Raw genomic sequence first — 14171 nt, 5'->3', positions numbered from 1 at the left:
TCTCACTTCGCTGTACGGAGATCCTTCGGGGAGGACTGTAGCGGCGGCGTGCCCTTCCGGGCTCCCCAGGTCCACGAAGCGACCGGATCCTTCACGCCCCCGACATCCTGCGCGCAAAGTCGTGACGGCCGGTGGCGTCGCCCCGGGCCGTCACGGCGCGGGCCGCACGGGAGGACCGTACGCACCACGCCTCGCGGCACCGCGCGCCGCGCCGCTCGCCGTACCGTATACGAGCCCCGCACACTCCGTAGCCGATCCCTCGGATTTCCCGGCTCCGGGGCGGGATATCGCTTGGTGATTTGTGTCTTACGTCCGGTTCTGGGCAGTCTGGTCACAGCATCACGTGGGGGTTCACGGCTGAGGAGGGCGTCATGCGGCAAGCGGAAGAGTACGAACTTGTGTTCGAGCACTCCGGTGTCCCGGCTCTCTCACCCGACGAGGGAGAAGACGTGGTGCTGGTCCACCGGACCGACCGCAGCGGCCCCGGCGGGCACCCCGTCTACGCGGACGACACCGGGATCGTCCGGGCCGAGATCAGCGACCGCGACGAGGTACGGATGATCGCCAGCGGCGGCCATCAGGAGCACCGCGCGACGGTCGAGGCGCGGCCCGTACCGTAGACGGACCGGAAGCCCGTGCCGTGGCCGGAGCCCTGAGCCGTGCCCCAGACCGGACCATCGGGCCGCGGATCCACGAAACCGTGTCCCGTCGCCGCTGCGCCCCGCGCCCCCACAGCGCCCTCACAGGGCCCGCAGGCCGTCGATCACCTCACGCAGGATGCTCGCGTCCGGCAGCTCGGCGGGAGGTACGGGGCGCGAGACATGGACCAGGTCCTCGTCCAGCAGATCACCGATGAGCACCCGCACGACCCCCACCGGGAGGTCCAGGTCGGTCGCGAGTTCCGCCACCGACTGCGGCACCTCCCGGCAGCGGTCGACGATGTCCAGGTGCTCGGGGGACAGCGCGTGGTCCACGGCGCCCGGGGCGCCGCCCGCACCGCTCCGTGACTCGGCGACGACGACCGCGATGAGGTCGAGCCGGTCCTCGGCCGCGCTGCGGGTCCTGCCCCGCGTCATGGCGTACGGACGCACGACCGGACCGGCCGCGTCGTCGAACCAGTGAGCCGCGCTACGCCCCTCCTCCCGGCCGCCCTCCCCCGGGCCGCCGTCGTGCGTGGAACCCCCGTGCTCCGTCATGGCGCCTCGTCACCCCCCGGCGGCGGGGCCGGGCCCGCTCCTCGGAGCGGTGCCCAGGTGAATGCCGACCCGCTTGACCATCAGCGTCATCTCGTACGCGATCTGACCGACGTCGGAGTCCGCGTCGGCGAGCACGGCGAGGCAGCTTCCGTCGCCGGCCGCGGTGACGAACAGGAAGGCGTCGTCCAGTTCCACGACGGTCTGGCGTACGTCACCGGCGTCGAAGTGGTTGCCCACGCCCTTGGCCAGGCTGTGGAAGCCCGAGGCCACGGCGGCAAGGTGCTCGCCGTCCTCCCGGGTCAGATCCTTCGAGGTGCCCTTGGCCAGTCCGTCGCCGGAGAGCACCAGCGCCTTGCGGATGCTGCCCACACGGTCGACCAGTTCGTCGAGAAGCCAGTTGAGCTGGCCTCCCGCGCCCGTCGCGGCGTTGTGTGCCGGTGCTGTCATCGACCGTCCCCCTCGGGTGTCGTTCCTGATGCGGTGTCCCGGCCGGACGCATTGTCCTCGCCGGTGTGAGCCCGGCCGGACGCGGTGTCCTCGCCGGTCTGAGCCCGGCCGCGCTGCCAGCCACGCTGGAGTGAGGCCATACGGGCCCTCACCTCCTCGGCATCGCGCTCGGGTTCGCTCTCCGCGGGCCGGGGCCCGTGCTGCCCGGCGCGCTGTGCGGGATCGGTCTTGAGCTGCGGAGCGAGACTGGCCTGCCGTACACGGCGGGGCAGCCCTCCCACGGATGTCGCGGTGGACTCCGCGGGTGGTGACGGTCGTTCTCCTGCGCTGTCGTGCGACGCCTCCGCCCGGGGGCGTGATCCCTCGGTGCCGGCCTCCTCGCGCGACGCGTCGGTCTCCTCGCGGGCGGCGCCGCCGCTGCGGTCCTGCGCGTCCACGGGCCGGCCGTGGTCGGAGACCAGGACGGGCGGCGGGGTGCGGCGGGGCAGCGGCACCTGGCGGTCGGGGCGGGTCACTTCGGGCCCGTCGTTGTCGGGGACCTGCTCGTGCCCGCCGGTGTCGCGCGGCTCCTCGCCGGACGCCGTTCCGCCGTGCCGTGTCCCGCGCTCTCCGCTCCGCCCCGCCGGGGCCCCGCCCTGGCGGAGCCGCCGGCCGCGCCACGCGTCGCGCTCGGCGCCGCGGCCGCGGAAGATGAGCCCGTCGTCGTCATCGTCCAGGGCGGAGACCGGTGCCTCGAGTTCCACCGGGCCGTCGAGGGCAGGATCCGCGCTCTGCGTCCCTGCCATGGGGAGAGGGAACTGGGCCAGGGTCGTGAGCGGGTCGCCGGACCTCTCCTGCTCGCCCGGCGCCTCGGCCTCCCCCTCGTCCGGCGCCTCGTCGGAGGGTGCGTCGGTGAGCAGCGCCGACGGGATGAAGACGACCGCGGTGGTGCCGCCGTACGGCGAGGTCTGCAGGGAGACCCGTACGCCTTGGCGGCGGGCCAGCCGGCTGACGACGAACAAGCCGAGCCGGTCGGTGTCGGACAGTTCGAACTCGGGGGTCTCGGCGAGACGCAGGTTGGCGTCGAGGAGCGCGTCGGGGGCCATGCCCAGGCCCCGGTCGTGGATCTCCAGGGTGAAGCCGTTGGCGACGCGCTCGCCGAGGACCTGAACGGCGGTGTGCGGCGGCGAGAACACCGTGGCGTTCTCGAGGAGTTCGGCTATGAGGTGGGTGACGTCGGCGACGGCGGGGCCGGTCACCGCCATCCGCGGCAGCCGGCGCACCTCGACCCGCTCGTAGTCCTCGACCTCGGCCACGGCGGCGCGGACGACGTCCATGAGCGGGATCGGCTTGCGCCACTGCCGGGACGGGGCGGCGCCCGAGAGGATCACCAGGCCCTCGGCGTGACGCCGCATACGCGTGGTGAGGTGGTCGAGGCGGAACAGGTCCGCCAGTTCCTCGGTGTCCTCGGTGCGCCGCTCCATCGTGTCGAGCAGGGTGAGCTGGCGGTGGAGGAGTACCTGGCTGCGGCGGGCGAGGTTGACGAAGACCTCGGAGACGCCGCGCCGCATGTCCGCCTGCCGGACGGCGGCCTCCAGGGCGGCGCGCTGCAGGGTGTTGAGGGCCTTGCCGACCTGGCCCATCTCGTCCTGGCCGTACTCCAGGCGCGGCGCCTCGGTCTCGACGTCGACCTGCTCCCCGGCGGCGAGGCGGCGCATCACGCTGGGCAGCCGTACGCCGGAGACCTCGTGGGCCTCCTTGCGCAGCCGGGTCAGGTCCCGGACCAGGGCGCGGCCGATGCGGACGGAGACGATGATCGAGACGAGGACGGCGGCGAAGCCCAGGACGCCCGCGACGGCCGCCTGGATCAGGACGCCGACGGCGATCGGCTGGACGCGGTCCTGGTAGTCGCGGCCGGCGTCGGCGCCCATGCGGTCGAGCGCGTCCAGGACGGTGCTCGAAGCGGCCTGCCAGCGCTCGGCGTTGATGCCGTCGAGGGCCTCCTCGGTCGGGGCGTTGATCACCCGCTCCTCGTCGCCCCGCAGGTCGACGGTGTCGGGGCCGTTCCAGTACTTCTCGAAGACGGCGCCCTCCTCTGCGGGGAGGACCGGCAGGTTGGTGGAGTAGAGGAGCTTGCGGTTGGCCACGAGGTCGGAGAAGGCCCGCTGGTCGCGCTGGCTGATCCGGCCCGCGGCGAGCGCCGAGGCGAGCAGGGCGTCCTCGCGGGAGAGCTCCTCGCGGGCGCGGGTGACGCCGACGATGGCCCGGCCCTGCTTGTCCATCTCGGCGTCGTCCAGGGCGTGCAGGGCGTTCAGGAACTCGAAGGCGGGGTCGATGAGCGCGTTGTACGCGGCGAAGGCGTAGGGCCGGGAGATCGTGCCCTCCTCGACCTTGGCGCGCAGGGTCTCCAGCCCCTCGAGGCCGTCGAGCAGATTGCTGAGGCGCAGGTCCGCGTCGTCGCCCATGCCGTCCCGTATGCCGCCCTCGCGGGCGTTGGCCCGCAGCCGGTCCACCACCTGGTCGGTGGCCGCCTCCTGGCGGTGGAGCCGGCCGAGCCCGTCCGACTTCCGGGGGTCGGCGAGGTGCACCAGGGTCTGCCTGCGCTCCTGCTGGAGCATCTGTACGGTGTCCTCGGCGGGGAGGCCCACCTCGTCCACGATCTGGGCGGTGTCCAGGAGTTGCTTCGCCTCGCGGCCGGTGATCACCGTGGCGAAGGCCCAGATGGACGTCAGGGACACCAGCGGAACCAGAAGCAGCCCCACGATCTTCCTGCGGATGGACTTCCCGCGAAAGCGCATGGCCTCCCCTACGTCAACCCCGGCAGGCGGGGGCGGTGTTCCGGTCCGGATTCCGTTTCCATAAACGGCGCGAGCCTACTACTGCCTGCCGGTCATCTCGAAGACCCGTCCGGACGTTCACCCATGTCATCCTCGAGCCCGCATCCGTCGTTGTCGGCCGATGCGCGGACATCCCGTCCTTGGGCACGGGCCGTACCGACCGCCGGATTCGGAGGTTGGAGACGGGGGTTCGCGGAAAGACGGCTTCATCGGGAACCTCAGGTCTCCTTCCGTTCGTGATCCTGGTTGAGGGGAGTGAGAGCCGGATGAAGACGGAACCGGACATCGTGGACAGCAGTGGCGTCGAGGAGAGCGGCGCACACAGCGGGGGGCACAGCGGAGGGCACACCTCGCTGTGGACCGAGGAACCGGCCGTACGGCCACGGTTGCCCGATCCCGTCCGCAGGGCGGCGGTCCGGGCCTGGATCATCACGTCCGTCACCCTCGTTCAGGCCATGGTCGCGGTGCTCTGCACGTTCGCGGGTTCGTGGTTCGCGTTCCCCGCGGTGCTCGGCACGGTCGCGAGCACCGTCGTCGCGACCTGGAGCGTGCTGGACGTCTGGGTGACCCGGCAGGTGTGGAACCAGCGGCACGGAGTGGTCTCGGAGCCGAGCAGCACGGCGCGGGCGCTGCGGCGCGAGCGGCGCAGGGCGCGGCGTGAGGCCCGCAGGGCGGAGCGCTCCCGGCCAGTGTCGGGGCAGCGGCTGTCGCGAGCCTGACCGGTCGCGTCCGGTCGGGCCCGGGACTGCCGTTGTCCCCTCCCCCGCTCCGCCCGGTCCCGGGCATCCGGTCATGCGGAGGGCGCGGCCGGGACCGGGTCGCTGCTCGTTCCGGGGTCAGGGGTCCGGGGTGGTGTACTCCGTGGCTGCGTCCAGCAGCCAGTCCCCGAGGTATCCGGCGAACGACGAGCGGACGAGCACCCAGAAGCCGGGCTTGTCTGCGTCGCGCGCCGCCAGCACCACCTGCGTACGGGCCAGGTTCGTCTGCGCGCAGCGGCCCGCGCCGAACGAGCGGGGGTGCAGATCGAGCGAACAGCCCCGCGCCAGCACATCCCGCGACCGCGCACCGCCCACGAGCAGTGTGGTGCGCTGCGCCGAGACGTCCACGACGGAGACGGCCGGATTCTCCGATGCCGCCCGCAGCCGCGCCCGCAGGTCGTGCCCCCCTTCGGGCGGTCCGACCACAAGCCACTCGTCGGGCCCGAGCCAGAGGGCCGCCAACTCACCGGCCCGTACGAGGGTGTTGGGCTCCAGAGGGAGCTGGAGTCCCAGGGCGGGCCCCACCGCGTCTCCCGCGGGCCCCTGGGGATCCAGACGTACGGAGAGCTGGGTGAGGAAGGGGAACTCCGCCAGGCGGACGGCGCCGCCCGACGCGCGGGTGGCCGCGGCGAAGCGGGCGTGGTGCCGGTCCAGGGGGCTGCGGCGGGCGGTGGCTCCCGTCACCTCGGTCGGGGCCTGTGTCGTACTCGTCGGCCCCGCACTCGTCGTCCCGGCACGCGTCGTCCCGGCAGTCGTCGTCCCGATGATCGTGGTCTCAGCCGTCACGGCGTGCCCCCTCGGGGTCGTAGAGAACGGGACCGGTGACCGTCACCGGGACGAGCGCGTCCCCGACCGGTGCGAACACCCGGTCGCCGATGCGCTCCCGGCCGCCCTTGACGAGCGCGAGCGCGAAGGGGCGGCCGAGCGCGGCACTGCGGTAGCTGGAGGTGACGTGCCCGAGGGTGGGCACCGGCGGCTCGGGGAGCGTGCCGTACGCCACGAGGTGGGCGCCCTCGGGCAGCAGCGTGCATCCGTCGTCCGGGAGGAGCCCGACGAGATGCTTCCGGTCGGGCCTGGCGGTGTCGGGGCGTGCGTAGGAGCGCTTGCCGATGAAGTCGCGCTTCTTCCGGGACACCACCCACCCCATGCCGAGGTCCTGCGGGGTGACGGTGCCGTCGGTGTCCTGGCCGACGATGGGGTAGCCCTTCTCGGCCCGCAGCACATGCATGGTCTCGGTGCCGTACGGGGTGATGCCGAAGGGGCGCCCCGCGTCGTCCAGCGCCTCCCACAGGGCCGTCGCCTCCCACGGCAGGACGTTGATCTCGTAGGCGAGTTCGCCGGAGAAGCTGATCCGGCACACGCGTGCGGGGATCCCGGCGACATCCGTGTCCCGCCACGCCATGAAGGGGAAGCTCTCGGCGTCGGCGGCGAGGTCCGGGGCGAGGGCGGCGAGCACGTCGCGCGAGCGGGGCCCGACGAGGGCGACGGTGGCCCACTGTTCGGTGACGCTGGTGCAGTGCACCCGCAGATACGGCCACTCCGTCTGCAGCCACTCCTCCATCCAGTCCAGGACGGCGGCGGCGTTGCCCGTGGTCGTGGTGGTGAGGAAATGGTCGTCGGCGAGGCGGATGACGGTGCCGTCGTCGAAGACCATGCCGTCGGGGCGGCAGAGCACGCCGTAGCGGATCATGCCGGTCCGCAGCGTGCTCATCATGTTGGTGTAGAGCCGGTCGAGGAAGATGCCGGCGTCGGGCCCGCGTACGTCGATCTTCCCGAGCGTCGAGGCGTCCATGAAGGCCACGCCCTCACGCGCCGCGCGGCACTCACGCAACACCGCCGCCGCCATGTCCTCCCCTTCCCGCGGGAAGTACCACGGCCGCCTCCACTGCCCGACGTTCTCGAACAGGGCCCCGTGCGCCACGTGCCAGTCGTGCAGGGCGGTGACGCGTACGGGGTCGTGGAGGTCGCCGCGGTCCCGCCCGGCGAGCGCGGCGAAGGAGACCGGGGTGTACGGGGCGCGGAACGTGGTCGTGCCAAGGGCGGCGGCATCGGTGCCGAGGAGCTGCGCGACGACGCCGGTCGCCAGGACGCCCGAGGTCTTGCCCTGGTCGTGCGCCGTGCCGGCCGTGGTGTAGCGCTTGACGTGCTCCACGGACCGCAGGCCCGCGCCCGTCGCGCGGGCGAGGTCGGCGACCGTGACGTCGCGTTGCAGGTCGACGAAGCTGAGGGCGGGGTCGGCACCCGGGACGTGCCACAGGTGCGCGGGGGGCGACACCGGTTCGTCACGGACCTCGGGGATCGGCACGGGCCCGCATCCGGCAGCGGGTCCTGATCGCGTCCCGGCCGCCGTGAACCCCTCGGCCTCGACGGCCCGGGCGCCGGCCTCCGCCCCGTCCGCCAGCGCCGCGCCGAGGCCGAAGACGCCGCGGGCCGCACCGGCGACCCGTACGGCCTGGCGGCAGGCGCCGGGGACGAACGCGCCGAGCGTGTCGTCGTACCGCAGCCTCCCGCCCGCCTGGCTGAAGAGGTGCACGGCGGGGTTCCAGCCGCCGGAGACGAGGAGCAGATCGGCCGCGAACTCCCGTACCGGCGCCGGGCTCTGCCCCAGAGGCCGGCCCGTCACCGACGTAACGTGCGGATCGCCCGCCGCCGAGGTGACGGCGTACCCGTGCAGCACCTCGATCCCGGCCGCGGCGGCGCGAGCGGCCGCGCGCCCGGGCTCCGGGCGGGAGTCGGCGATCGCGGCGATCTCCACGCCCGCGGCGGCCAGTCCGAGGGCGGCGTCGTACGCGCTGTCGTTGGTGGTGCAGACGACGGCCCGGCGCCCGGGGAGGACGCCGTACCGGACCGCGTAGGTGCGGGCCGATGCGGCGAGCATGACGCCGGGCCGGTCGTTGCCCTCGAACGCGAACGAGCGCTCGTGGGCGCCCGTCGCGAGGACCACGCGCCGCGCGCGGATCCGCCAGACGCGCTCGCGCGAGACATGGGCGGGCGCGCGGTCTCCCAGGTGGGAGGTGCGGCGCTCGACGGCGAGGAGGTAGTTGTCGTCGTAGTAGCCGAAGACGGTGGTGCGGCGCAGGACGCGGACCTCCGGTGCCGCGTCGAGTTCACCCGCCGCCGCGGTCAGCCAGTCGAGCAACGCCGGCCCAGCGGACGGGACTTCACCACGGGCGTCGGGGGCTTCCGGGTCGACCGCCCCGAGCAGGCTGCCGCCCGGCTCGGGCTGCTCGTCGGCCAGGATGACGCGGGCGCCGCTCGCCGCCGCGGCCGTCGCCGCGGCGAGGCCCGCCGGTCCCGCGCCGACGACCAGCAGGTCGCAGTGGGCGTGCAGCGTGTCGTACCGGGCCGGGTCGGGACGCGTCGCGAGCCGGCCCCGGCCCGGGAGGCTGCTCGCCACCAGGCCGTCGTACAGCTCGACGGTCGTCGCGGGCAGCATCGGCTCGGGGAAGGGGGCCTCGATCTGGACGACCGCGTTCGGCTCCTCGCTGCCCGCCGCGAAGATCCCGCGCGGGCGGCCGAGTTTGACGCTGCTGCCGGTGACGTGGACGCCGCACGCCAGCAGGGCGGAGGCGAGGGTGTCGCCGCGACAGCCCTCGTACGCGACGCCGTCGAAGCGGAAGCGCAGCGGCTGATCGCGCGCGATACGGCCCCCGGCGGGCCGCCGGTCGGCTTGCGAGGTCATCGGATCACCGGTCCTGGTTCGCCGGCGCGGTGGACGGCGAGGATCTCGTGAGTGGCCGTGTCGCGTACGGCGTTGAACCAGCGGCGGCAGCCGGCCGCGTGGCTCCAGCGCTCGGCGAACGGCCCCTTGGGGTTGTCGCGGAAGAAGAGGTAGCGCGCCCACTCCTCGTCTGTGAGGGCCGCCGGGTCCTCGGGGTAGGGCACATGGGCCTGGCCGCCGTAGTGGAACTCGGCCTCGTCGCGGGGCCCGCACCAGGGGCATGGGATCAGCAGCATGGGCAGGTCCTCTTCTCCTCAGTGGGCCACCGCGGCCGCGCCGTGCTCGTCGACGAGCGCGCCGGTGGTGAAACGCGTCAGCGAGAAGGGGGCGCCGAGCGGATGCGGCTCGTCGTGGGCGATGGTGTGGGCGTAGACCCATCCGGCTCCGGGTGTGGCCTTGAACCCCCCGGTCCCCCAGCCGCAGTTGAGGTAGAGGTGGTCGACCGGGGTGAGGCCGAGGATGGGCGAGGCGTCGGGGCTGACGTCGACGATGCCGCCCCAGGTGCGCAGGACGTGAGCGCGGGCGAAGACCGGGAACAGTTCGAGGGCCGCGGCCATCTGGCGTTCGATGATGTGGAACGCGCCGCGCTGGGTGTAGGCGTTGTACGCGTCGATGCCCGCGCCCATGACGAGTTCGCCCTTGTGCGCCTGGCTGACGTAGACGTGCACCGCGTTGGACATGACCACCGTGGGGTGGACGGGCTCCAGCAGTTCGGAGACCAGCGCCTGCAGCGGATGGCTCTGGAGGGGCAGGTCGAACCCGGCCATCCCGGCGAGCACCGAGGAGTGCCCGGCCGCGCAGAGCGCCACCTTGCCGGCGGCGATCGGGCCGCGCGAGGTGCGGACGCCGGTCACCCGGCCGCCCCGTACGTCGATCCCGGTGACCTCACAGTTCTCGATGATGTCGATCCCGGCGGCGTCGGCGGACCGGGCCAGGCCCCAGGCGACATGGTCGTGCTTGGCGATCCCGGCCCGCGGCTGGTAAGTGGCGCCGAGGACCGGATAGCGCACGTCCGGCGCGATGTTGACGATCGGGCAGACGTCCTTGACGCCTTCGGGGTCCAGCCATTCGGCGTCCACGCCGCCGAGCCGGTTGGCCTCGACACGGCGCACGCTGTCGCGTACGTCCTGGAGGCTGTGCGCCAGGTTCAGCACGCCGCGCTGGGAGAAGAGGAGGGGGTAGTCGAGGTCGTCCTCCAGGCCCTCCCACAGCTTGAGGGCGTGCTCGTAGAGGGCGGCGCTCTCGTCCCAGAGGTAGTTGGACCGGATGATGGTGGTGTTGCGGGCCATGTTGCCGCCCGCGAGCCAGCCCCGTTCCAGGACCGCGACGTTGGTGATGCCGTGGTTCCTGGCGAGGTAGTGGGCCGTGGCCAGGCCGTGTCCGCCGCCGCCCACGATGACGACGTCGTACGCGCGCTTGGGCTCGGGGGTGCGCCACAGCGAGTCGGGGTGCTCGGGGAGGTCGGCGCCGGGGGTGCGCGGGCTCATCGGAGATCTCCTGCTTCCTCGGTGAGCGGTGGCTGGGGGATACGGCCGTGGGACACGGCTGCCGGATCGGGCTTTCCGGGCGCGGCGGTCAGCCGCGCAGCCGTGACATCGACGGGTCGAACAGCGGCTCCTCGGCGACGACGGCCGGCACGCGCCGGTCGAAGTAGCCGATGTGGAGGGTGCGTCCGGGCACGGCGGCGTCGGCGGGCAGCCAGGCGTACGCGATGCCCTTGCCGATCGTGTAGCCCCAGGCGGCGCTGGTGACGTGCCCTACGCAGGCCGTTCCGTCGTAGACGGGCTCCTTGCCCATGACCACGCCGCTCGGGTCGTCGATGGTGAGGCAGGTCAGGCGGCGGCGTACCTCCGTCATCCGCTCCTCGAGTGCGGCGCGGCCGATGAAGTCGCCCCGGTCGAGCTTGACGGCGAAGGCCAGGCCGGCCTCGTACGGGTCGTGCTCGTAAGTCATGTCGGTGCCGAAGGCCCGGTAACCCTTCTCCAGGCGGAGGCTGTTGAAGGCGCCGCGGCCCGCGGCGATGCCGCCGTGGGGCTGCATCGCCTCCCAGAGCGTGTCCCAGAGCTTCAGGCCCAGGTCGGCGGTCGTGTACAGCTCCCAGCCGAGTTCGCCGACGTAGCTCAGGCGCATCGCGGTGACGGGGACGGCTCCGATGTGGGCGGACTTGGCGCGGAAGTAGCGCAGGCCCTGGCCCGAGAAGTCGCTGTCGGTGAGCGGCTGGAGGACGTCGCGGGCCCTGGGGCCCCACAGGCCGATGCAGCAGGTGCCGGCGGTGATGTCGCGGACGGCCACGGAGCCGTCCCGGGGCAGGTGGCGGGTGAGCCAGTCGAGGTCGAGCGGGCCGTTGGCACCGATCTGGAAACGGTCGCGGCCGAGCCGGGCGACGGTGATGTCGCTGCGGATGCCACCGTCCTGGTCGAGCATCAGGGAGTAGGTGACGGAGCCGACCGACTTGGCCACGTGGGCCGTCGTCATGGACTGCAGGAACGCCGCGGCGCCCCGACCGGTCACCTCCAGCCGCTTCAGCGCCGTCATGTCGTACATCGCCACGCTCCCGCGGGTCTCAAGCGCCTCGGCGCCGACGACGGGCGACCACATGCGCGCCGCCCAGTCGCCGGGGACGGGGATGTCGTGGCGGGCCAGGAGGGGTTCGTTGGCGGAGTACCACTGCGGCCGCTCCCAGCCGGACGCCTCCAGGAAGTACGCGTTCAGCTCCCGCTGCCGTACGTGGAACGGGCTGGTGCGCAGGGGGCGGAGGTCCCCGGGCGGCTGGAGCGGATGGATGATGTCGTAGACCTCTTCGAAGTTGCGGCAGCCGCGCGCCACGACGTAGTCGGGGGCGAGTTGATGCGCTTCGAAGCGGTTGACGTCGCACTCGTGCAGATCGAACGAGGTGCAGTGGCCGTCGACGAGCCATTCGGCCATGGCGCGGCCGACGCCCGCGGAGTGGGTGACCCACACGGCCTCGGCGACCCAGAACCCCTTGACCTCCGGTGACTCGCCCAGCAGGGGCATGCCGTCGGTGGTGAAGGAGAAGAGGCCGTTGATGCCTTCCTCGATCTTCGCCTCGCGCGTGGCGGGCAGCAGGGCCTGCGTCTCCGTCCAGGCGTCGGCGAAGTCGTCCTCCGTGAAGCGCAGGACGGAGGGCATCGTCTCCGCGGCGTCCACGGACGCGATCTCGTCCACGGGGACCGGCATGGGGCGGTGGCCGTACGAGCCGATGCCCAGACGGTCGTACCGGTCGCGGTAGTAGAGGTCGGCGTCCTGGTGGCGGAGGATCGGGCGGACCGCCTCCTGCTCCTGGCCGGCGAGGGCGGGAACCGGGCCCGTCCAGGCGAGTTGGTGCGCGAGCGGGGTCAGGGGCAGGTCCATCCCGGCCATGCGGGCGACCTTGGGGCCCCAGATCCCGGCGCAGCAGACGACGACGTCGGCGGGGATCTCGCCGTGGTCGGTGACCACCGCCCGGACGCGGTCGGTGCCGTCCTCGGCCGTCTCGGTGCGGATGTCGAGGACCTCGTGGCGGGCGAGGCACCGTACGCCGCGGTCGGTGGCGGCGCGGAGCTGGGCGTCGACGGCGAGGACCGCCTTGGCCAGGCCGTCGGTGGGGATCAGCAGTCCGCCGAGCACCCGGTCGGGGGCGAGCAGCGGGTGGAGCGCCACGCAGGCGTCGGCGTCCAGCAGGCGGGCCTCGATGCCCCAGGCGGTGACCCAGCCGTGGCGGCGCTGCAGTTCGGCGAGGCGCTCGGGGGTGGTGGCCACTTCGAGGCCGCCGACCTGGAGGAAGCAGGGCTCGCCGTCGACCGCGAGGGAGCTGAGCTTCTCCACGGTGTACCGGGCCAGCTCGGTCATCGTCTTCGACGGGTTGGTCTGGAAGACCAGGCCCGGTGCGTGGGACGACGAACCGCCCGTGACGGGCAGTGGTCCCTGGTCGACGACGCTCACCTCGGTCCAGCCCCGGGAGGACAGTTCATCGGCCAGGGCCGCTCCCACGACACCGGCGCCGATGATGACCACTCGCGGTCCCGCCATCGCCACCCCTCCAACACCCAACGAAGTCTGGTTGCTGTGTGCGCAACGTGCATCAGGTTGCGCAACTCACAGTGCCGCTCGCCGGAAGTCGGTGTCAAGGGGGTGTCGGCGCCCGGAAGAGCGGGCCGGCCGCCGGGCGGAAAACAGCGGTGCCCGGCGGCTGCCGAAGCAGTCGCCGGGCACCTGCGGAGTACGGGGAATTCCCCTCCTGGTCAGCCCTTGCCGATCCAGGCGTCGACCTTGTCCTGGTTCTCCTCCACCCACTTCTCGGCGGCCTTCTCGGGCGTCATCTTGTCCTGGGCGATGTACTGCGCCACGACGTTCTGGTCCTCATTGGTCCAGGTGAACTTCTTGACCAAGTCGTAGGCGGGGCTGCCGGAATCGGCGAACTTCTTGCTCACGATCTTGTCGAGAGCGTATTCGGGATAGTCGCAGGCGACCTTCTCGGTGTCCGCGTCGCAGCCCTCCTTGTACGGGGGCAGATCGACCTTGACGAGCTTCATCTCGGAGAAGAGCCACTGGGGTTCGTAGAAATACCCGAGCACCGGCTTCTTCTCGGCCTCCGCCTTGCGGAACGCCTGGATGAGCGCGGCCTCGCTGCCCGCGTACACCACCTTGTAGTCCAGCTTCAGATTCTTCACCAGGGCCCCGTCGTTGGTGACGAACGACGGATCGCCGTCGAGGAGCTGGCCCTTGCTTCCGGATTCGGAGGTCTTGAAGATGTCGGCGTACTTGTTCAGACTCTTCCAGTCGGTGATGTCGGGGTACTTCTTCGCCATCCACGGCGGCACGTACCAGCCGATGACGCCCTTGTTCCCGGTCTCACCGGCCGACACGGCGGTCTTCTGCTGCTCGATGTACTTCTTCTTCAGGTCCGGGTGGCCCCAGTTCTCGACCACCGCGTCGACCTCACCGGTGCCGAAGCCCTGCCAGGCGACCTCCTCCTTGAGGTCCTTCTTGTTGACCGTGCAGCCGAGTTCCTTCTCCGCGACATGGGCGATGACCGCCGCATTCGCCTCGTAGCCGACCCACGGGTTGATGGCGATGTTGAACTCGCCGCACTTCCCGTCGCTGCCCTTGTCCCCGGACTCGCCGACCTTCGCACCACCGCAGCCGCTGAGTACCAGGGCAAGCGCCGCCAGTCCTGCCAGTCCGCCGCGCCGGACGGCCGGCGCGTGTCTTGTCATGACGTCCTTCACGAGTG

General features: G+C 72.3%; 9 protein-coding genes and 1 pseudogene. 2 read left to right on the top strand and 8 right to left on the bottom strand.

Annotation, left to right across the window (positions count from 1 at the left end):
* The first annotated feature begins 371 nt into the window (after positions 1-371).
* Complete coding sequence (locus tag ABZ822_RS30950) at positions 372-620, top strand: DUF6296 family protein (protein WP_360861462.1); 249 nt, start codon at positions 372-374, stop codon at positions 618-620.
* A 120-nt stretch (positions 621-740) separates the two neighbouring features.
* Here the strand turns inward: ABZ822_RS30950 and ABZ822_RS30945 are convergent, their stop codons facing one another.
* Genes ABZ822_RS30945 through ABZ822_RS30935 form a run of 3 tightly spaced genes read right to left on the bottom strand, consistent with a single transcriptional unit; the run spans position 741 to position 4420 of the window.
* The gene (locus ABZ822_RS30945) at positions 741-1196 is read right to left on the bottom strand and encodes a DUF742 domain-containing protein (protein ID WP_360861460.1); all 456 of its coding nucleotides are present in this window, start codon (positions 1194-1196) and stop codon (positions 741-743) included.
* A 9-nt stretch (positions 1197-1205) separates the two neighbouring features.
* Complete coding sequence (locus tag ABZ822_RS30940) at positions 1206-1643, bottom strand: roadblock/LC7 domain-containing protein (protein ID WP_360861458.1); 438 nt, start codon at positions 1641-1643, stop codon at positions 1206-1208.
* A complete protein-coding gene (locus tag ABZ822_RS30935; RefSeq protein WP_360861456.1) occupies positions 1640-4420 on the bottom strand; it encodes a nitrate- and nitrite sensing domain-containing protein in 2781 nt (926 codons plus the stop codon). Before ABZ822_RS30935 ends, ABZ822_RS30940 begins: the two co-directional genes overlap by 4 nt.
* A gap of 305 nt (positions 4421-4725) precedes the next feature.
* Between ABZ822_RS30935 and ABZ822_RS30930 the strand changes: the two genes are divergently transcribed.
* Positions 4726-5178, top strand: coding sequence for a hypothetical protein (locus ABZ822_RS30930; RefSeq protein ID WP_360861454.1), 453 nt, complete (start codon positions 4726-4728; stop codon positions 5176-5178).
* Between the two features lie 117 nt (positions 5179-5295).
* Here ABZ822_RS30930 and ABZ822_RS30925 read toward each other — a convergent pair whose 3' ends face one another.
* The 5 genes and pseudogenes from ABZ822_RS30925 to ABZ822_RS30905 form a co-directional block, all read right to left on the bottom strand.
* Complete coding sequence (locus ABZ822_RS30925) at positions 5296-5901, bottom strand: sarcosine oxidase subunit gamma family protein (RefSeq protein WP_360861502.1); 606 nt, start codon at positions 5899-5901, stop codon at positions 5296-5298.
* Positions 5902-5992: 91 nt separating this feature from the next.
* Positions 5993-9174 (bottom strand): annotated as a pseudogene (locus ABZ822_RS30920) (sarcosine oxidase subunit delta family protein).
* A gap of 18 nt (positions 9175-9192) precedes the next feature.
* The gene (locus tag ABZ822_RS30915; protein ID WP_360861452.1) at positions 9193-10425 is read right to left on the bottom strand and encodes a sarcosine oxidase subunit beta family protein; all 1233 of its coding nucleotides are present in this window, start codon (positions 10423-10425) and stop codon (positions 9193-9195) included.
* An 88-nt stretch (positions 10426-10513) separates the two neighbouring features.
* On the bottom strand, positions 10514-12967 hold the full coding sequence (locus tag ABZ822_RS30910; protein ID WP_360861451.1) for an FAD-dependent oxidoreductase: 2454 nt from the start codon (positions 12965-12967) through the stop codon (positions 10514-10516).
* A 212-nt stretch (positions 12968-13179) separates the two neighbouring features.
* Positions 13180-14154: an ABC transporter substrate-binding protein gene (locus ABZ822_RS30905; RefSeq protein WP_360861449.1), complete on the bottom strand. Its 975-nt coding sequence runs from the start codon at positions 14152-14154 to the stop codon at positions 13180-13182.
* Positions 14155-14171: the final 17 nt, after the last annotated feature.

The sequence above is a fragment of the Streptomyces sp. NPDC047108 genome, assembly GCF_040643575.1.
Classification (GTDB): domain Bacteria; phylum Actinomycetota; class Actinomycetes; order Streptomycetales; family Streptomycetaceae; genus Streptomyces.
The sequence above is the reverse complement of the archived record's forward strand: the minus strand, read 5'-3'. Positions and strand labels throughout refer to the sequence as shown.

What these genes read in the sequence shown, in the direction of transcription:
- ABZ822_RS30950 (WP_360861462.1), top strand. Translation starts at nt 372, where the DNA reads ATGCGGCAAGCGGAAGAGTACGAACTTGTGTTCGAGCACTCCGGTGTC.
- ABZ822_RS30945 (WP_360861460.1), bottom strand. Translation starts at nt 1,196, where the DNA reads ATGACGGAGCACGGGGGTTCCACGCACGACGGCGGCCCGGGGGAGGGC.
- ABZ822_RS30940 (WP_360861458.1), bottom strand. Translation starts at nt 1,643, where the DNA reads ATGACAGCACCGGCACACAACGCCGCGACGGGCGCGGGAGGCCAGCTC.
- ABZ822_RS30935 (WP_360861456.1), bottom strand. Translation starts at nt 4,420, where the DNA reads ATGCGCTTTCGCGGGAAGTCCATCCGCAGGAAGATCGTGGGGCTGCTT.
- ABZ822_RS30930 (WP_360861454.1), top strand. Translation starts at nt 4,726, where the DNA reads ATGAAGACGGAACCGGACATCGTGGACAGCAGTGGCGTCGAGGAGAGC.
- ABZ822_RS30915 (WP_360861452.1), bottom strand. Translation starts at nt 10,425, where the DNA reads ATGAGCCCGCGCACCCCCGGCGCCGACCTCCCCGAGCACCCCGACTCG.
- ABZ822_RS30910 (WP_360861451.1), bottom strand. Translation starts at nt 12,967, where the DNA reads ATGGCGGGACCGCGAGTGGTCATCATCGGCGCCGGTGTCGTGGGAGCG.
- ABZ822_RS30905 (WP_360861449.1), bottom strand. Translation starts at nt 14,154, where the DNA reads ATGACAAGACACGCGCCGGCCGTCCGGCGCGGCGGACTGGCAGGACTG.